Raw genomic sequence first — 19,669 nt, 5'->3', positions numbered from 1 at the left:
CGAACGAGCCCCGTCCTGCCCTCCGGCGTGACGGGGCTTGCTACGCATCCATGGTACGCCGCATCGCGGCGATGTGCTCCGGCGTCGTGCCGCAACACCCTCCGATGATGTTCGCGCCGGCGTCGATCAGGCGCGGCACGGCGATGGCCATCTCCCCGGGCGTAGCCTTAAAGACCGTATGCCCGTCCTCTATGACCGGCATCCCGGCGTTCGGCATCGCGATGATCGGGAGGCCGGATGCGGCGCGAAGCTGCCGGACGACCTCGATGATCCCCTCCGGACCGTTCCCGCAATTGGTCCCGATCGCATCGACGCCCAGGGACGCCATCTCCCCGGCGAACTGTTCCGGCGTGACACCCATCATGGTCGCAAATCCTCCGTGCAACTGGGGGTCGAAGGTAAAACTCACCAGGACAATCAGATCGCTGTGCTCGCGCACGGCGCGGACCGCGGCCCCGGCCTCTTCGAGCCCGGTCATCGTCTCGACGATCACCGCATCCGCGCCGCCCGAGGCGAAGGCCTCCGCCTGTTCCGCGAAGGCCTCGACGAACGCCTCCTCCGTTTCCGTGCCGTAGGGTTCCATAAATTCGCCCGTGGGGCCAATCGTCGCCAGCACGATTCCCTCTTCGCCCGCCACGTCACGGGCGAGACTCGCCGCGGCCTCGTTGATCTCATGCGCGCGTGATTCGAGTCCGTGAAAGCGGAGTTTGTAACGCGACCCCCCGAAGGAATTGCATTCGACGATATCGCTGCCCGCATCGCGATAGGCGCGATAGATCGCCCGCACGTCATCCGGGCGGTCCACACACCAACGTTCCGGGCATTCGCCGGGCTGAAGACCGGCCGCCTGAAGCATCGTTCCCATGGCGCCATCGCACAACAGCGGTTTGCCCTCCGCCCAGGCCGTTTTAAGATCCCCCTTCATCGTCTCCCTCCGCATTCAGGTAATACCGCCGCATCTCGTGATACCGTCCACAACCCTTCGCCCCCTCCGGACAGCGCCCGTAACGCAGACACTTCGGGCCACAGCCCGCGAACAAAGCAGGACACACGTCCTTGACCCGGGCGAGCATCTGCCCGGCGACCTCACGAATCTCCCATTGCGCCCGGCGGCAGAGCCGCTCCTCGAAAAAGTGCATCAGCACGCGCGCATTCATCGTCACCGCGATGCGTGTTTCACAGGCGTTGGGCAGGAGGTAGCGCGCATCCTGACGGCGCTCCTCTCCCGAGCCCTCCAAGGCGTCCCCCAGAAGGCGATACCGTTCGGCGAGCAGGGCCATGGTCTCCTCGAAATACTCCACCGCATCGCGCGATTCCCCCTCCGGAGTATTCACGAGGCGGCCCTCCATGGAGGGAGGAATCACGTAATCGAAGCGGTCGTGCGCCACGTAACGCTGGCTTCGCTGAGAATAGCTCGCCAGCCGATGACGGACCAATTGATGACTCATCGCCCTCGAAACGCCGTGGATGTAAAACGAGAAAACCGCGTGTTCGAGCGGACTCAGGTGTCCCATGCTGCGCAGAAAGCCGATCATGCCCTCACGTTGCGCGGCGCCGGCATCGAACGGATGCTCGTCACCCCCCGCGTAACAGAGCCGGGCCGCCGATGCGACGAGCGCCTCCGCGTCCGGGGTGTGCCCGACCAGTTCAACCGCTATGGATACCGCCCCCATCGCCGTAACGCCTCCTGTTTCCCCGCCCCGGAACGCCGGGCACGAGGGGCATTGTCCAATACGTCGCGAACGCCTGTCAAGGTTCGGGAGCCCGGATAACCGCATGGAGGGTCGGCTTCCACGCCGACCGCAAAAGAGGACGGGGTGGAACCCGTCCCTCCACGCCGACCTCTAACACGGACGGGGTGGAACCCGTCCCTCCACGCCGACCTCTAACACGGACGGGGTGGAACCCGTCCCTCCACGCCGACCTCTAACACGGACGGGGTGGAACCCGTCCCTCCACGCCGACCGCAAAAGAGGACGGGGTGGAACCCGTCCCTCCACACCGACCGCAAAAGAGGACGGGGTGGAACCCGTCCCTCCACGCCGACCGCAAAAGAGGACGGGGTGGAACCCGTCCCTCCACGCCGACCGCAAAAGAGGACGGGGTGGAACCCGTCCCTCCAGGGCGAACGCAAAAGAGGACGGGGTGGAACCCGTCCCTCCACGCCGACCGCAAAAGAGGACGGGGTGGAACCCGTCCCTCCACACCGACCGCAAAAGAGGACGGGGTGGAACCCGTCCCTCCAGGGCGAACGCTGCATGGACGAGGTCGGCCCGAGGTTACCGTCGCCCCTCAACCCTCAAGGGAGTGCACTCTTCGGCTTCATTGCGAAAGGCCGAGGGGGTACATCCGAATACCTGTCGAAAGAGCCGGTTGAAATTGGAGAGATCGGAAAACCCGCTCTCGAGACACACCACGGCGATTTTATCGTCCGTCGTACGAAGCCTGCGCACGGCCTCCGCCAATCGCCGCTGCCGAAGATACGCCCCCGTGGTGAGACCGGTGTAGCGTTTGAACCGTCGGCAGAGGTTGGCGCGGCGCAATCGGGCGACGGCGCACAGGTCATCAAGCGGAACGGCCTCGTTGAAATGCTCGTCCAGATAGACCCGTACGCGTTCGACCGGCGTATCGATAGATTCCGTATGCTCCGGGACGACGGCCGGAGCAGCGCGGCACAACTCGATGAGGAGAAGCCGGAAGAGCGATTCGATCGCCGTTTCGCTTCCATCGGCGGGGCGTTCCTGTTCCGCGTACAGCATGGCCAGAAGCTGAAGAGGACGATCCGGCTCGGCGAGCTGAAGGTGGACGACCCGGTTCAGGCGGTGACCGAGCATCGGGTGGGACGGGATAAGATCATGCAGACGCCGGTCCAGCGAAGGCGGCAGGGGGGGAGCGGGATAGCGGCGCCGATCCCAATACAGATTCATCAGCTCCACCGGACCGCGCGGGGTCTTCAGCGTGTGGTACTGGTGATAATTCAGGATCGTCACGCCTCCGCGCGTCTCATCATACGTCCGATCCGCCGTGACGTGCCGGAAGGTTCCGTTCAGCACGAAGAGCACTTCGACGAACGGGTGGGTGTGATACTGGTGCGTGCTCTGGCTGAACGCCCGGAAGTATTCAAAGGCGAGTCCGGTCGACGCCAGCCGGCGCGCGGCCCTCGGGATGTTGGGGCGTTTGGTGATCTGACGTTCGGGGGCGATTCCCCTCATCTCAACGTGCCCTCAGCGTTTCGAACCATTGCAGCGCGGCCTCGATACAGGGCAGCGCTCCGGCCTCGTGATCCGTCACCGGACCGGGATCTTCAATTGAAATACATCGGCACCCGCGGGCGAAGAAGTTGGAGTACGCCGTCCATGAATTCTCCTTGGGAACCGTGGTATCGCCCGAGCAGTGGTAGAAACGGGTCGTCACGGCGGGCACCCATTCCCTGTAGGTATCGTTCGCCCGCAGGGCCTCTCGGAAGACGTGATCCGGATCGGCGTCGAATTCCGCTATAAACTCCGGGCGAAAGATCTCGCGGGGAATGTCCGGCATCTCCGCATTGACCTGTGCGGCGGTATGCTCCCCGTCCAGCACGGCGGGAAGCGTCACGTCGTAGGGTGGAACCAACACATCCGACAAGTCGTCGAACCAGCGATACACCCCATTATAGCCCAGGAGCAGATACGCCGAATAGCCCGGATCAGGGGAGGGCTGCGGCCCCAGCATCAGATCCGCCATCACCCCGGAAAGATCGTGCGGCCCCGCCATGGGCGCGGACGCCGTCAGCGAAAACTCATCGCCATGACGGGTCTCCAGTTCCCGCTGCAGCGCCAGGGTCGCATGTCCGCCCTGGGAATAACCGAAGATGTAAAGGTCCCCGTTGAGCGATAAAGACGACGTCTGCTCCACGTAAGTGCGCACCGCTCGCAGCATATCCACGCAGGCCACCGCCTCCGAGCGCTTATACATCGTCCCGTGCTGGTACGAAAGCAGGGGGAACGATCCGCTCCCCTGCGGAATGCAGAGGCGGCCGGAAGCCCGCGAAGCAAGTCCGCGATGATCAAAGGTGTCATACGAGAGGGTATAGACGGTCACGCCGTAGTCCGGATCGATGAAATCAATACCGTTGGGGCCCAGAGATAAACTGATCGCGAAACGCGAATAACTCGAGTCCCGCCGGGGGTCGATATCCTCTCCGCGCGGAGACCGGCGGACGCGGAAGAATCCGGATCGCTCCGCGGGCTCGAACGTCCATTCCGTCCCGCCGTCCGGCCAGCGGTCGGCTCCGCCCGCAAAGCTCCATGACCCGTCCCCGAGACCGGCGCGGGTCAGTACGGCGTACCCGCCGGTCTCCTCCCCGTCCCGCACCCGGACCCGGAACTCTCCCGCGGGACCGCGGTCCAGCGTGATCCTCATCGCCGGAACTGAAACGAGCGCCGGCCAGAGACACGCCGTGATCCCTATCCACTTGAATAAGCGAGATGTCATGCCCTCCCCGAAACTGCAGGTAGCGGTCCCCTCAACCCGGGCGGCGTCCGGTCCCGCGACCCTCATAGTAAACAGGGACGCATCGATTTGTAAACATATACCAAGATTGCCGCCGTCTGCAGGGCTATATTTCACCTAAAAAGGAGTCGACGATGAACGCGAGAGAGCGGGTACTGGCGGTGCTGAACAGGGAAACCCCGGACCGGGTTCCGGTCGATCTGTGGCTGGCACCGGAGCTGGTGGAGAAGTTCAAGCGGCGGCTGGAAGTCGGGGATGAACTCGACATCTACCGAGAGCTGGACGTGGACAAGATCGCCTGGCTGGGCATTCCTTATAAGGGCCGGATGATCAAGGATCCCAACGAGCAGGTCGACGTCAACCACTGGGGCGTCAAGTTCCGGAAGGTCAACGCCAACGAGAAGACCGAGTACAGCGAGGTTTCATTCCGGCCGCTGGAAGCTATGGAAGACCCTTCGGCGCTGGAGGATTACCCGTGGCCCGACCCCGGCGACTTCGATTACGAGGCCGCGGCACGGGAGGCGAGACAGCTCGCCTCGGAGTTCGTCACGCTGGGCCCCTGGGTTTCGCTGTTCGAGGTCTACTGCATGATGCGCTCGCTTGAACAGGCGCTGATGGACACGGTGGCCGAGCCGGAATTCCTGCACGCCGCGCTCGACAAAATCGCGTGGTCGCAGGGCGAGATGCTGCGCCGCTTTCTGGACGCGGCGGGGGACGCGACCGATATGGTATTCATCAGCGACGACGTGGGCATGCAGCAGAATCTACTGATATCCCCGCAGGCCTTCGACGAGTTCCTCTTTCCGAGGCTGAAGAACTGGTGCGACATGATCCACGACCATGGCGCGCGCGTGTTCTTCCATACCGACGGGGCCGCGGAACCGCTGATCCCGCGCCTGATCGAGGCGGGCGTCGACGTCCTCAATCCGATCCAGCACGTCTGTCCCGGCATGGACCGCGAGTCCTTGAAGGCCCAATACGGGGACAGACTCATCTTTCACGGCGGCGTCGAAAACCAGCAGACCCTGCCCTTCGGAACACCGGAGGAAGTGGCGCGGGAGACGCATGAGTGCCTCGAAAAGCTGGGGCCCGACGGCTACATCCCGTGCTCCTGCCACTTCGCGCAGGCCGACACGCCGGAAGAGAACATCCTGGCACTGGTGCGCACAGTCCGGGAGTTCAGGGTCTAGTAGTCGACCCGATCTTCTTTGCGCGTCCACGCCTCCAGCACCGGCAGGGCCTCCTCACGGAGGGCCTGCCTGAACGGGATGGCTCGCGCCTCGATCGGTTGCGAAAGATCCCGGTAGACGAACGCATCGTCAAACCCCGCGTCGGCCGCGTCCCGACGCGTCGCAGCGAACACGACCGCGTCGAGCCGGGCCCAGTAGATCGCGCCGAGGCACATGGGGCAGGGCTCGCAGCTCGCGTAGAGCGTGCAGCCGGAGAGGTCGAAGCGGTCGAGCGCGGAGCATGCGGCACGGATGGCGCAGATCTCGGCGTGCGCCGTAGGATCGTTCGCGCGGGTCACCCGGTTCCATCCGCGGGAGAGGATCCGGTCCCCGCGCACGATCACCGCGCCGAAAGGGCCTCCTTCGTCCGCCTCCATCTTCTCGCGCGACAGGCGAATCGCCTCTCGTAGAAATCTCATGTCCATAAGAAAAAAGCCGGCCCCTCGGGACCGGCTTTCCGTTTCAATCGCACCGGCCTCAGCTCAGGCCGAGTACGCGATCGACTTCGCTCACGGCCAGGTTGGCGTCGCTCGAATAACCGTCGGCCCCGATCTCGTCGGCATACTCCTGCGTGACGGGAGCGCCGCCGATGACCACCTTGACGTCCGAATCCTTGAACGCCTCGACGACTTCCTTCATGTACGGCATCGTGGTCGTCAGCAGAGCGCTGAGCAGGACCGCCTTGGATCCGGTATCTTCGACGGCCTTCTTATACTTCTCTACATCGCAGTCCACGCCGATGTCCTCGACATGGTACCCCGCGCCCTTCACCATCATCGTCACCAGGTTCTTACCGATATCGTGCAGGTCGCCCTTGACCGTGCCGATCACCACGCGGCCCTTCGGCTCGTGGCCCTGCTCGGCGAGGATCGGATCGATAATATCCAGCCCCGCCTGCATTGCGCGCGCCGCGATCAGCATTTCCGGCACATAGGCCTCGTTCCGCGAGAAGCGGTCGCCGACCTCTTTCATCGCGGGAATCATCGAGTCCATCAGAAGCTCTTCTACCGACGCGCCCCCGTCGACCGCCTTCTGCACGATCTCCTGCACGTCTTTGCGCTTCCCCTTCGTCACCGCCTGGAACAGTTCTTCATTCTTGGCCATACCGGATGCCTCCCTTTACGTTTATCCGCTTTCCGTTTCCCTGTTCAAATCGGGACGAAATCTACCAGCCGCCCCTCTTTCTGAATAGGGCATATCAGTTAATTTATGGTACATATTTGCTGCGGCGTCTGATAGAAAGATCCCCGATCATGCTGCAGACGGAAGAGGGAGCAGCGCGGAACTATGCCGATTTTGTCACATGAACTTCAAACCCGCCTTTATGAAGAACTGGAATCTCTGGAGGCGGAATCGTTTTATCTCTGTTCACCGGAGGGGCATCTGGCCGGTTCTCTTCGGGAGGCGGGGGTTCCTTCCGGCTGGCTGAACGCGGAGTCTCCGGTTCAGTCCCGTCGCGAGGCCTTTCAGGAATCCGTCCGCTGGGGTGAACCCTGGGTGTTCAGTCTCCTGCCGGGCCTGCTGAGCTGGATCGTACCGCTCAACGACGGGAACGACCTGAACGGAGCGCTGACCGGCACGCCGCGGCTGACCGCGGACGGACCGCAGGCGCGCCGGGAGTGCGTGACGAACCTGATGGCGGCCGGCTGTACGCGTGCGGAGGCCGAGGCGGAAGCGGAGGCGCGGCCGGCCGGCGACGAAGCCCTGGCGCGGCGCATGGCCGATGCCGTCTTCACCGCCTTCTACCGCATCAGCGGCTGGCGTCCCGGAATCCTCGACCGGAACCGGGCCGAAGCGATCCGGAGGCGGAAGATGACCGACACGCTGTATCCCCGCGACGCGGCACCGCGGCCGGTCTACCCGCTGGACGAGGAGCGCACGCTGCTGGCGCTGATGAAGAGCGGCGACCGCAAGGGGGCGCGGCGCATCCTGAACCGGCTGCTCGGGTCGATGTTTGCGCGCTCGCCGGACATCCACATCCTCCGCGCCCGCGCGACGGAGATGATGGGTTATCTCGTGCGCGCCGCCGTGGAAGATCACCCGCGGCTCAGTCCGGCGATCGAGCGCAACTACGAGTGGATGGGAAAGATCGTGCAGGCGCACGATTTCGAGGAATTGACGGGCACGGTGATCGAGGCGCTCAACGCATTCATGGACAGCATGTACCTCGTGGGCGCCAGCGGATCGAGCACCCCGGTCTATGCCGCGCTGCGCTGTATCGAGATGCGCTTCCGCGAGCCGCTCACGCTGGAGGACGTCGCCGGCGCCGCGGGACTCAGTGTCAGCCGTATTGCACATCTGACCAAGGAGGTGACGGGCCGCACGATTGTCGAACACCTCCGCCGCAGAAGGGTCGAGGAATCGCGCCGCCTGCTGGAGCAGACCGATCGCACCTGCGCCGACATCGCGCTCGACGTCGGTTTCGGCGAACAGAGCTACTTCATCCGCCGCTTCCGGCAGGCCACCGGCGTAACACCGGGGCGGTACCGGCGGGAGATGCGCGGGGATAGAGACGATTAAGAGGATCCGGCATCCTCTTCCTACCCCTTCATCCCCGTCAGCGCGATGCCCTGGATAAAGTATTTCTGGGCGAAGAAAAACACGACGATCACCGGAAGGGTCATCAGCAGTGAGCCGGCCATCATCAGTCCGAAGTCCGTTCCGCGTTCCACCTGCAGGGCGTAGAGTCCGAGCGGCAGCGGGTAGAGCTGCTGGTCGGAGATGAAGATCAACGGCCCCATGAAATCGTTCCACACCGCCATGAAGGTGAAGATCGCGATACAGGCCAGGGTCGGTTTCACCAGCGGCATGATCACATACCAGTAGACCTGCAGGAAGTTACAGCCGTCTATCACCGCCGAATCCTCAAGATCCTTGGGAATACCCCGCATGAACTGGATCAGCAGGAACGTATTGAACGCGTTCGCGCACCAGTTCAGTACCCACAGCGGGGTGAGGGTGTTGTACCAGCCCAGGTTCTTCACGATCAGAAAGTAGGGAACCATAGTCACCTGCGGCGGGATCATCAGCGTGGCCAGCATCACGGCAAAGCACAGCTTGCGTCCCGGCCATTCCAGGCGGGCAAAGGCGTAGGCCACCAGTGAGCAGGAGAAAATGGCGCCGACGATATTGAACGTGAGCAGCACCACGCTCACGAGCACGTACTGCCAGAAGGGGACGTAATCGAACACCTTGCGGTAGTTGCGCATCAGCTTGTGGCCCCAGGCCCCCAGCGCGCCGTTTTCGTCGACGATCATACTGAGCTTGACCGTGCGGGGGCGGGACTCGTACTCCGGCCCGCTATCCTTCTGCTTGTAAGGGGTCCATAGACGCATGCGGGTGGAATTGTACGCGTCCGCGGGGCCGTGTTCCTGAAGTGTGATGATGCGCGACTGGATACGACCGGTCGTCTCGTCCCGCGTGGTCCGGTAGAGGCGCCCGTTCATCTCCATCTCAAAGCGCAGATCATGCCACGAATCATCCGGGGTGATCGCCACCATCAGCCGCTGCAGCCGCTCGACCTCGAAGGGAATCGACATTCTGCGCGTGAGCACCACGCGCTGTTTACCGGGCGCGGAGAAGTCGTAATGCACCACCGCCCCGCGCCCGTCCCGCGCGTCGCGCAGTTCGGCGGGACCCTCGGCCACGCTCCAGAAATCGGCGAAGGACAGTCCTTCGGTCAGTTCTTTCTCCTGCAGGTCGATGCTGCGCACCCGCACCGGCCCCACCAGCAGGCGCCGGCGCGCCTTTTCCGCCACATCGGCCAGGAGATCCGGCGTGATCTGCACATCCAGCCTGCGATGCAGCTCGCCGTCCGAAAGATCCCAGTCCTCGAGCGGCATGGTCCGGAACAGCCGATGGAACACGCCCGGCAGCAGAAGCTCGTCGGCATCTTTTTCGCCGATCACGCCCATCGGGATCTCCGGGCGGGGACGGGCGGCGAGGATCTCCTCAATCATGGGGCGGGCCCTGGCGAACACCTCCTCCTCCGGCTTGCTGAAAGTGCGCGCATCGAGATAGGGAGAACGTTTCGCGGGAATCGGACGCCGCGGCAGAATCTTCAATTCCTCGGTGAACATCTCGCGATCCACCTTGAAACTGCTGCCGATCATCCACACGAACGGCACGGTGAACAGTGCGCTGCCGCCGATCAGCAGCGTGTACAGCACCACCGTGCGCAGCACCCCGCGAAACCTGCGCATTCTCCGGGCCTTTATGTCGGGTTCTTTCAACATGACTATCCTATCCGCCCTCGTAATGGACCCATTTCTTCGAGGCCTTGAGCTGGAAGAACGTGAGCACGGCAATGATCAGGAAGAGGAACCACGCCATCGCCGCCGCATACCCCATGTTCAGATAACGGAACGCCTGATTGAAGAGATGGTACACATAGAAGAGCGTCGAGTTCACCGGGCCGCCGCCGGTCATGATGAAGGCCTGCGTAAAGACCTGGAACGTGATAATCATGCCCATGATCAGATTGAAGAGGATGTACGGCGTCAGCATCGGCAGCGTAATGAAGCGGAACTTCTGCCATGCGCTGGCGCCGTCGATCGCCGCCGCCTCGTAATAGGACTCACTGATGCTCTTCAACCCCGCGATCCAGATGATCATCGTCCCCCCCGCGGCCCAGAGGCTCATGAGGATCAGGGCCGGCTTGGCGGTGCGCGGGTCCTGCAGCCACAGCGGGCCTTCGAGGCCGAAGATGCCCAGCGCCTGGTTGAGCAGTCCGCCCGAAGGGTTGAAAATCCAGATCCAGAGAATGCTCGCGGCCACGTGCGGCACGATGCTCGGGATGTAGAACAGCGTCCTCCAGAGGGCGACGCCGCGGACTTTCTGCGTGAGCAGCAGCGCCATCCCCAGCCCCGTCGCGAGGCCGAGCGGGACGCCGATGATCATGAATACCGTATTCCCGAGCGATTTAAAGAAGAGGTCGTCCTCGACAAACATCCTGCTGAAATTGTCCAGGCCGATGAATACCGCCGGACTCAGCACGTCGTAGCGGCAGAAGCTCAGAACGATCGAAAAGAGCAACGGCCCGCCGATCAGGGCGACAAACCCTATGATCCACGGCGCGGCCGAAATGAGCCCGCCATACCACTGTTTTGTTCCCGGCCCTCCGGTGTCGCGCCGGCGGTAATTGCGCACCCCCCAGACGGCGAGCGCCGCCAGGATAGCCCCGTACAACACGATAAACCATGTCCAGTCCGTGATCGTGACCCCGGGCGCGGGATAGAGCAATTCATTCAGTTCGCGCTGCACCTGGGCATTGTGATACTCGCAGGCCTCCTGCGGGGTCCTGCGGTGATAGACCGCATCATCGGTCGCCGAGAGCTGCGCGTCCCAGAGCTTCTGCCCGACCGGCGTCACCGGACGGTTCTTCGACACCGGGAGCAGATCGTTGAAGACCTTGATGGCGTGTTTCAGCTCGGGTTTCAGACTGTCGTTATCGACGACATAGTGCTCGTACGCCCATCGGTTATGGCTGCGGTTGGGGTCCTGAGTGGGGATATACGACTGGCCCTTGGCCAGGTTTTCGTAGTACTTGGCGGCGCAGCGGATCTGCTGCGCGCGGCGGCTGCGCAGAAACCGGATAAAGTCCCACGCGCCCTGCTTGTGATCGGAGTTCGCGGGAATCGCGTAACTCGACCCTCCGATCCACGAAATCGGTTCCCGCCCCCGGTCCAGCTGCTCCTGCGGCATCGGGGCCGGACAGCACCCGAAATTGAGGTTCTCCCCGTACTTGGCGAGATCCTCGACGCTCCACACGCCGTCGATCTTCATCGCCACCTTGCCGAGGATAAACGGATCCAACGCACCGGACTGGAAGGAGCTTCCGAAGGCGTTGACCTCCTGCACCCCACCGAGGCGGTCATAGATATCGACCACATAATCCAGCGCATCGACGATCGGCGGATCGTCCATCGTGACCGTGGTGCGGTCTTCGCTCATGAACCGGCCGCCGTTCTGCCAGCCGTACATATACAGCCAGGCATTCCCGTAGTTGGGGATAAATCCGACGACATCCATGTTGCCCTGCTCATCCCGCTCGGTGAGTCCTACGGCCATCTCCCTGAGTTCATCCCAGTTGCGCGGCGGACGCGCTTCGCCCGCCGCATTGGTGTAGCCGTGGCGGACCAGGATGTCCTTGTTGTAGATCAGCGCACGACTGTTCACCCAGCAGGGAATCCCGTACACGTCCGCATCGCCGGTCTTCGGGTCGGTGTAGGTGGCCTGCCGCCAGCACGCCTCGAAATAGTCCCCGCGGTCAATGGGTTCGATCGCCGCCAGCGCCCGCGCCCCCTCCGCACGAGGCGCTTCAGCCTCCGCGCCCGGCCACGGGGGAAGGACGTCCCGACCACGGCGCTCCTTCTCCTCCTGCCAGCGCTCCCACGCCTCGCGGTCGCGTTCCATGTACTGACGGAGCGGCGTGAAGGCGTCGATCGACGCCCACTTCGCCATCACATGATCGCCGAAAAAAACCACGTCCGCCGGGTCGCCGCCGATCAGGCTGAGCACAAAACGAGTGGGATCCTCGGATTCGCCGCGATTGGCCGACTGCTGGACGCTGATCTTGTACAGGGGATACTCGCCGTCCGTGGCCTCATGACGCCTCCTGCAGAGATGCTCGAACTCACGGATCATCTCGCGCACCGAGGGCGAGAAGGCGAAGTAGGACTCGAAACGCAGCTCGACCTCGTCCTCGCCGAGCACGTCCCTGGCGTCAACCCCCGTACGCACCAGCAGCAGACCCCCGAGCAACGCACCCGCAAGCAGGATCAGACCCGCCGCGCGTTTCCATGAATCCCTGATTGAATAACCCATCCGATGCGCTGCCCTCCGGAGCAGTCAGACTACCCTCTGCCGAGCCCACCTTAAAGAATACTTAAAGTTAATGATCGAAGCGTTTTATTATCCTGAAGGAGCACTGTCAAGAACGAAGACTCCGTTCTTTCGTCCTGTCACTTTCAGGGATTATATTGACAAATATCCGCTTTCATTTTTTACAATGTGTTTTCGTGATCAGAAGTATTCAAAGTCAGGAGTACCCATGGAACGAAGATCTTTTCTTACAGGGACATCCGCCGGTGCGATTGCAGCCTTCGGCATGAGCGGTCTTACCCGCGGTGCCCCGGGCGGGCGGCCGAACATCATCTTTCTGATGACGGACGACCAGCGCAAGGACACGCTGGGGTGTTACGGAAACGCCGCAGTGAAGACCCCGCATCTGGATGCGATGGCGGCGGAGGGCACGGCGTTCGAGAACGCGTTCGTGGTTACGTCCATCTGTGTGGCCAGCCGCGCGACGGTCCTGACCGGCCAGTACATGCGCACGCACGGCATCCGCGATTTCATCGAACCGTTCACGGAGGATCAGGTTGACGCGACGTACCCGGCCATTCTGCGCCGACACGGTTACTACACGGGATTCATCGGCAAGTGGGGCGTGGGCGCGACGCATCCGGAACATCTGAAAAGTCCCGCGGGCCGGTTCGACTTCTGGCGCGGTGTGGTCGGACAGGGCAAGTACTATCCCGATCCCCGGCAGCCCGAAAAACACATGACCGAAATCATGGGCGACGACGCGGTCGAGTTTGTCGAACAGGCGTCCGGGCAGGACAAGCCGTTCTGCCTCTCCGTCAGTTTCAAGGCGTGCCACGGTCCCTGGGACGGCTACGACCGCAGGCTCGATCATCTGTATGACCCCGAAGACATGCCGGTGCCCGAACTCTTCAGCGCGGAGGCGTTCGACGCGCAGCCGAAGTTCCTGCAGGATTCGATCGCCGGCGAACAGGGGTCCATCGCCCGCGAATGGGGCTGGGGCCGCAACCCGACCCTCGAACACCATCACCGCCACATGAAGCAGTACTTCACGCTGGTGAGCGGCGTGGACCGGCAGGTCGGGCGACTGCGACAGCGGCTGAGCGAACTGGGGCTGGCTGACAATACGATCCTGATCTACACCAGCGACCAGGGCCACTTCGAATACGAGTACGGATTCCACGGGAAATGGTTTATGTACGAACCCTCGATTCGTATTCCGCTGCTCGTCTTCGATCCCCGCAGTCCGGAAAATCTTCGGGGTCAGCGCCGGGAGGAGATGGTGCTCAATGTCGACTATGCTCAGACCATCCTGTCGCTCGCAGGCGTGGAAGCGCCCGCGACCATGCAGGGGCGCGACCTCACGCCCCTGGTGCGCGGCCGCCACCCGGCCTGGCGGAAGGACTGGTTCTATGAACACACCTACGAGCCGGCGCCGGGCGATATTCCAAAGAGCGTGGGCGTGCGGACCGAACGCTGGAAGTACGTGCGTTTCGTCAGTGTCGACCCCGTCTGTGAACAGCTCTTCGACCTCGCGGAAGATCCCCTCGAGATGAACAACCTCGCGGAGGATCCCGCACAAAAGGGGCGACTGGAGGCTCTGCGCGCACGCTGCGACCAGTACCGGCGCGAGATTCCGGACCGCCACCCGGTCTACGCCGAATACCCGGAATTTGTCGTCGTCAACACCGCGCAGAAGCAGCACGAACAGTCGATCGACTTCGCGCAGCACCCTCACATCGGCCAGACCTTCCGCGCCGAGACGGGACGGCTGCACGCGATCGAATTTCAGACGCCCGCCTGGGGACGGCCCTACGGCGTGGCGGACCTGGTGGTCGAACTCTTCCACAACGGCCGCAAGCTGGGCGAACAGACCATCCCCGCCCGGCGCCTGGGCAACCAGTTCCGGCAGCGCGTCATCTTCGACGCGGAAGTCCCGAAGCATGCGCGTCTCTTCGTGCGCATGCATCCGACGAAGAAACTGCCGAAACAGACCCTGGCCCTGTGGGCGTTCCACGACGACCCGTACCGCTTCGGGACCGCCTATACCGGCGACAACCCTCAAAACTACGACATGGAAATGAGGTTCGTGTTCCGGAGGTAGTCGTGCCCCATCCGCATGTACAGCGTTCCCCGGGACGCGCTCGCGGCGCGTGTCGAAGAGCGCGTATCGCAGCGGCGGTCCTCACGGCTCTGCTCCTGTCGACGGCCGGTGTCCGGGCGCTTGAGATCGACGTCACCGCCCCACCCTACAACGCGGTGCCGGACGACGGGCTGGACGACGCCCCGGCGTTTCAACGGGCGCTCGAACAAGCCGCGACGGCGGAACGGGCCGCAATCCGCATCCCCGCCGGCGCATACCACCTCTCCACCCCCGCCACGATCGCGGTCGGAGAGGTCAACATCTCCATCCTCGGCGAGGGAATCGGAGTGTCGACGCTCTACGCCACCTCGACGGGCGGGGTGTTCAGGATCACGAACGGGAGCCGGCGTTCACAGTATACGCTGCGCGACTTCACACTCTTCGCCGACCTTCCCGGGGCGGGCACGGCCATCGAAATCACCGCCCCGCCGGGAGGCGCACGTCAGAACCGCGCGGTGCTGGCCGAATCCGTGGAGATCCGCGGCGTCGACCCCTCGGAGGATTACTTCGATATCGGGCTGAGTGTCGACGGATGCTGGCGTCCGCTGCTGCAGCATGTCACGGTCTCCGGGCCCTTCGGCCCCGGAGTGAGCACGAATGTATCGGACTCCTCGCCCCGGTTCGCCGCCATGGCCGGGATCGTCATCGACAACTGCTACGCGCCCAGCCTTCAGGACTGCCAGGTCTTCTCGGCGAAGATCGGGGTCTCGTTCGACAGCCGGGATGAAAACGGAGCACCGGAGGACGGATCCCTGCTCGGCTGTACGATCCAGGGCTGCCGGACCGGACTCTACGTTTACGATCGAGGAAACGAGCCGCAGCTGGTTGCAGATTCCTGCGACTTCCACTGCCGCGATGCGGGGATCCAACTCGTGGGCCGGAAGTTTTTTCAGATCAACAACTGTACCTTCAACAACCTCACCACGGACGACACCTGGCCCTACGTCGACATCCTCCTCGACGGGGTGTTCGGAGGCATCATCTCCGATAACGTGTTCGGCAGCCCCGTCAATCCCGCGCGGACGATGATCCGGCTGCAAAACACCTCCCGGGATCTGCTGATCATGGACAACATCTTTGCCGCCCCCGAATCCCGGGCGCTCGACACTACAGCCGGAAGTTCCGGCATCCGCATTACCGACAACCTGTTTGAATAAGTATGCGCCCTGCCCGGCTTTCAGCTTTATTTCTTGCCGCCGTCCTCGTCTCACCGGGGGGTGCCGCGGCAATGAGTGTAGACGTACGTGAATACGGCGCCACGCCGGACGACGGACGGGACGACGCCCCCGCGTTCCGCGCCGCGCTGCAGGACGTCCTCGATGCCGGCGGAGGGGCCGTACAAATCGGACCGGGGCGCTACGATTTCTTTTCGCGCGTGGACATGCAGGCGGACTCGGCGAACCTCTCCATCCGCGGGTCGGGCCACGGCGTGACCGGTCTCTACTCGCATAACCCGCGCGGTGTCTTCCGCCTTACGTTCACCGAGCGCACCTCGCAACTGACCTTCACCGATCTCTCCTTCTTCGCCGACCGGCGCGAGGCAGGACAGGGAATCGAACTCTTCTCTCCGCCCGGCGGCAATAAACAGCGCCACACCCTCATTGTCCGCAACGTTGAGTTTCGCGCGGTCGAATTCCATCACGACTACTTCAACGGCGGGCTCAAGGCCACCGGGCTCTGGCGCCCCGTCTTCCACAACGTCATCTTCGGGGCCGCCTTCGGGCCGACCCAGGAGAAACCCTATGCGGGTACGTGCGGCATCGAACTGATCGACTGTCCCGGCCCCACGTTCCGCCACTGTTACATGTGGGTGCTGCAGACCGGCTATCGGCTCATCGGGACCTCCGGGCGCGAACCCTCGTTTATCCGTTCCTTCGCCGTGGGGTGCCGGACCGGCATCCTGATCGATCCCCTCGACCGCGTGCACACCGGGGTCCGCATCCAGTCCTGCCACATCAATTGCCGCGATAGCGGCATCCTGATGCGACGGATCCGGGGCTTCTGCCTCCAGAACAACCTCATGTACCATGCCCACGAGGACGTCAATCCCGAGTACCTGGACATCCGGCTCGAGGCCTGCGGACGGGGCGTGATCGCCCGCAACATTTTCCACCAGCCGAACAATACGACACGCATCATGATCAGCGGAGACGGGGACTGCTACCAACTGCACCTGGCGGCCAATCTCTTTAACGCCGAGGGCGTACCGGCCGAAATTCAGCAGGGAGCCTCGCGAATTGAAATCGTCGATAATTACGCTCCCTCCGATGGCACCAATCCCTCCGTCGTCGAGCGGACCCCATATCAACTTCGCGCATGGACGGTCGGCGACGGCGTCATCGACGCCACCCCGGACCAGGATCTGTTTACGGCGGGTTCGATGGTAGATCTCGAAGCCACACCCGATGCGGGCCGGACCTTTCTCTACTGGGAACTGGCGCAGGGGCAGATCGATACCAACCGGACACTGGCGTTGACGATGAACGGAGACCGAACGCTCTTCGCTCATTTCGATATCGACGAGGACCGCTATGACGGATGGCGGCGCAGGATGATGCCGGGCGCCACCCATCTCACGGAACGCATGGAGGATTATGACGGCGACGGGTACGTGAACCTGGCGGAATACGCCTTTGCCAGTGACCCGCGCCTTGCAACAGACATCCCGGAAGACCGTCTCCGCGCAGCCCGCTCGGGGACGACGCCCCGGATTCGTCTGCGCAGGGCGCGCGGGATCAAGGATCTCTCCTATCAACTCCTCCACTCGAGCGACCTCATCACATGGGCGCCCCTCGAGGCTGCGCTGACGCTCGACCCCGTCGACGAGGATTACGAGTGGGCCGTCTGGTCCCCGGCCCCCGGCGAAGCCGCAGCCTTCTACCGCGTGGAGGTGACCTCTGATGACCCTTGACCGGAACATTCCCCCGTCGAACCCACGCGTACAGAAAGGCAGGGACAGCTGCCCCAGCCGTCCGCCGATCCGTCTGAAAAGCGGCGCGCTCGGAGATCGCGCCCTACCCATCCAATTCTTTTTTACCTGAAGGGATGGTCCGTCCATTTCGCGCGAAATACCGGGGATAATCCTGCAATTAACTGGTATACGCGCCCGGCCGATCCCATTATGAGCCAACGTAATGCGGAGGGGGCCGTGGCCAAATCGCCGACAACCCAATTCCGGAAACCCGGCGCGGGGCCGATCGCCGTGCTGATCGCCGCGTTGTGTATTCCCGGCGCCCTCGGGGAGATCGACGTCACCGCCCCACCCTACAACGCGGTGCCGGACGACGGACGGGACGACGCGCCCGCGTTCCAGGCGGCTTTCGAAGATGCGGTGGCGGCGGGAGCCGCGGTCATCCGGATTCCGCCCGGGGCATACGACCTCTTCTCGCGCGTCGAACTCTACGCCTCGACCGCTGACCTGCAGATCCGCGGCGCGGGGATCGGCGTGACACGGCTCCGCTCGCACAATCCCGAAGGCATTCTGAAGATGGTCTTCGCGCAGCGTTCGCCGATCATCGCGATGCGAGATTTCAGCTTTTTCGCCCCGCGGCGTGAAGCGGGGGTCGGTATTGAGCTGTACTGTCCGCCGGGCGGCAATAAACAACATCACACCTTTACCGCCCGAAACATCGAATTTCGTTCCGAGGACATCGCGCACGATTACTACAGGGGCGCGTTCCGCCTGACCGGCTTCTGGCGCCCGGTCTTTCACAGCGTGGTCTTCGGCGGCCCCTACGGCCCGCCGCAGGAGGAAGAGTTCATGGCGCACATCGGAGTTGAACTCATCGACTGCCCCGCCCCCTCGTTCCGGCACAGCTACTTCTGGGACCTCAAAACGGGGGTGCGACTGGTGGGCACCTCCTGCCGTGAGCTGGAGTTCCTCAACAGCGTCGCCGTCGAATGCCGCAACGGAATCGTATTCGTACCCGGCGACCGCCACCACTCCGGCGCGCGATTCAGCTGCAGCCACATCAACTGCGAGGACAGCGGCATCGTGCTTCGCAACCACTACGGGTTCACGATCGAAAACTGCCTGATGTATCACAAACACACCGGGTACAATCCCGAGTACATCGACATCCGGCTCGAGGATTGTTTCGACGGGACGATCGCACGCACCATCTTTCATCAGGGCAACAATTTTACCCGGCAGATGATCAGCGGCGACGCAAACTGCCGCGACATCGTCCTGGCCGGCAACATCTATAACGCCGACGGCATCCCGCTTGAAGTTCGCTCAGGCGCGCACCTCCTGGCCGTCGACAGCGTCGATCCGCCCGGCACCTCCAACCCCGGCGTGACGCAGCGCGGAGCTGCACAGCTCCGCGCATGGGCGATCGGCGACGGAACGATCGATCAATCCCCGGACGGGACCGAGTTTCCCGCCGGGACGGTGGTATCGCTGACCGCCGTACCCGCTACGGGCCGCCGGTTTCTCTACTGGGAGACCCCCGGCGGCTACAGCAACGACACGACGCAGATCAACCGCACCCTCGATGACGACCTCACCATCTTCGCCGTGTTCGAGGTGGACGAAAACCGGTTCACCGGATGGCGCGACCGGTGGCTGCCGGAATACACGAACCTGAACGCGCGCATGGACGACGCCGATGCGGATGGACACGTCAATTTCGCCGAATACGCCCTCGGCTCAGATCCCTCCCGCGCGGAGAAGATCCCCGACGCGCGGCTGCACTTCGCACGCGACGACGGAGCGTTAAATCTGCGGCTGCGCCGAGCGCGCGAACGGAAAGACGTGCGTTACGGGCTTCAGGTCTCGAGCGACTTCAGCGACTGGATCTCGCCGGGGCAGGCGGCGAGCATTGAACCGATCGACGACGAACACGAATGGGCGATCTGGGGCGCCGACACGAACAACCGCGTGAGGCTGTTCCGCGCCAGGATTACGCCGACGGAATGATCCTGCCTCACCAGCCAGGGCGGAGGCAGGGACGGTTCTCCGCAACCGGCCGCTTTCCGGGCC

The 19,669-nt window shown here is 63.3% G+C and carries 14 protein-coding genes; 6 read left to right on the top strand and 8 right to left on the bottom strand.

The annotated features are described in order from the left end of the window. Window positions 1–40 precede the first annotated feature (40 nt). The 4 genes from L21SP4_RS01650 to L21SP4_RS01635 all read right to left on the bottom strand — a co-directional run bounded on the left by L21SP4_RS01650 (window position 41) and on the right by L21SP4_RS01635 (window position 4,473). Window positions 41–925, bottom strand: a complete 885-nt coding sequence (locus L21SP4_RS01650; protein WP_052881029.1) for a homocysteine S-methyltransferase family protein — start codon at window positions 923–925, stop codon at window positions 41–43. Then, complete coding sequence (thyX, locus tag L21SP4_RS01645; protein WP_201774660.1) at window positions 909–1,673, bottom strand: FAD-dependent thymidylate synthase; 765 nt, start codon at window positions 1,671–1,673, stop codon at window positions 909–911. The genes L21SP4_RS01650 and thyX overlap by 17 nt, the downstream gene beginning before the upstream one ends. A gap of 606 nt (window positions 1,674–2,279) precedes the next feature. Beyond that, window positions 2,280–3,212, bottom strand: coding sequence for a helix-turn-helix domain-containing protein (locus tag L21SP4_RS01640; protein ID WP_052881028.1), 933 nt, complete (start codon window positions 3,210–3,212; stop codon window positions 2,280–2,282). 1 nt (window position 3,213) lies between these two features. Continuing rightward, a complete protein-coding gene (locus tag L21SP4_RS01635) occupies window positions 3,214–4,473 on the bottom strand; it encodes a hypothetical protein (RefSeq protein ID WP_144413711.1) in 1,260 nt (419 codons plus the stop codon). 152 nt (window positions 4,474–4,625) lie between these two features. Between L21SP4_RS01635 and L21SP4_RS01630 the strand changes: the two genes are divergently transcribed. Further along, entirely contained in the window at window positions 4,626–5,681 is a 1,056-nt protein-coding gene (locus tag L21SP4_RS01630) for a uroporphyrinogen decarboxylase family protein (RefSeq protein ID WP_052881026.1), read from the top strand. Here L21SP4_RS01630 and L21SP4_RS01625 read toward each other — a convergent pair. Together L21SP4_RS01625 and L21SP4_RS01620 are read right to left on the bottom strand one after the other, a co-directional pair. Next, complete coding sequence (locus L21SP4_RS01625; protein WP_052881025.1) at window positions 5,678–6,145, bottom strand: nucleoside deaminase; 468 nt, start codon at window positions 6,143–6,145, stop codon at window positions 5,678–5,680. The genes L21SP4_RS01630 and L21SP4_RS01625 overlap by 4 nt on opposite strands. Window positions 6,146–6,197: 52 nt before the next feature. Beyond that, window positions 6,198–6,824, bottom strand: a complete 627-nt coding sequence (locus tag L21SP4_RS01620) for a cobalamin B12-binding domain-containing protein (RefSeq protein ID WP_052881024.1) — start codon at window positions 6,822–6,824, stop codon at window positions 6,198–6,200. 183 nt (window positions 6,825–7,007) lie between these two features. On the opposite strand from L21SP4_RS01620, the gene L21SP4_RS01615 reads away from it, so the two are divergent. Continuing rightward, entirely contained in the window at window positions 7,008–8,240 is a 1,233-nt protein-coding gene (locus L21SP4_RS01615; protein ID WP_052881023.1) for a helix-turn-helix transcriptional regulator, read from the top strand. A 20-nt stretch (window positions 8,241–8,260) separates the two neighbouring features. Here L21SP4_RS01615 and L21SP4_RS01610 read toward each other — a convergent pair whose 3' ends face one another. Both L21SP4_RS01610 and L21SP4_RS12670 read right to left on the bottom strand, forming a co-directional pair. Next, window positions 8,261–9,955 (bottom strand): ABC transporter permease subunit, encoded by a 1,695-nt coding sequence (locus L21SP4_RS01610; RefSeq protein WP_082116438.1) that lies wholly within the window; start codon window positions 9,953–9,955, stop codon window positions 8,261–8,263. Between the two features lie 7 nt (window positions 9,956–9,962). Continuing rightward, a complete protein-coding gene (locus tag L21SP4_RS12670; protein WP_082116437.1) occupies window positions 9,963–12,545 on the bottom strand; it encodes an extracellular solute-binding protein in 2,583 nt (860 codons plus the stop codon). A gap of 226 nt (window positions 12,546–12,771) precedes the next feature. Here L21SP4_RS12670 and L21SP4_RS01600 point away from each other — a divergent pair, with 226 nt between their 5' ends. From L21SP4_RS01600 to L21SP4_RS01585, 4 genes are all read left to right on the top strand, one after another. Next, window positions 12,772–14,646, top strand: a complete 1,875-nt coding sequence (locus L21SP4_RS01600) for a sulfatase family protein (protein WP_160300619.1) — start codon at window positions 12,772–12,774, stop codon at window positions 14,644–14,646. Window positions 14,647–14,648: 2 nt separating this feature from the next. Beyond that, complete coding sequence (locus tag L21SP4_RS01595) at window positions 14,649–15,842, top strand: right-handed parallel beta-helix repeat-containing protein (RefSeq protein WP_052881020.1); 1,194 nt, start codon at window positions 14,649–14,651, stop codon at window positions 15,840–15,842. Between the two features lie 71 nt (window positions 15,843–15,913). Continuing rightward, window positions 15,914–17,596 carry an InlB B-repeat-containing protein gene (locus tag L21SP4_RS01590; protein WP_052881019.1) on the top strand — a complete coding sequence of 561 codons (1,683 nt, stop codon included), beginning with the start codon at window positions 15,914–15,916 and terminating at the stop codon, window positions 17,594–17,596. 237 nt (window positions 17,597–17,833) lie between these two features. Continuing rightward, window positions 17,834–19,606 carry an InlB B-repeat-containing protein gene (locus L21SP4_RS01585; protein WP_052881018.1) on the top strand — a complete coding sequence of 591 codons (1,773 nt, stop codon included), beginning with the start codon at window positions 17,834–17,836 and terminating at the stop codon, window positions 19,604–19,606. Window positions 19,607–19,669: the final 63 nt, after the last annotated feature.

The sequence above is a fragment of the Kiritimatiella glycovorans genome (assembly GCF_001017655.1).
Lineage (GTDB): Bacteria > Verrucomicrobiota > Kiritimatiellia > Kiritimatiellales > Kiritimatiellaceae > Kiritimatiella > Kiritimatiella glycovorans.
The sequence above is the reverse complement of the archived record's forward strand: the minus strand, read 5'-3'. Positions and strand labels throughout refer to the sequence as shown.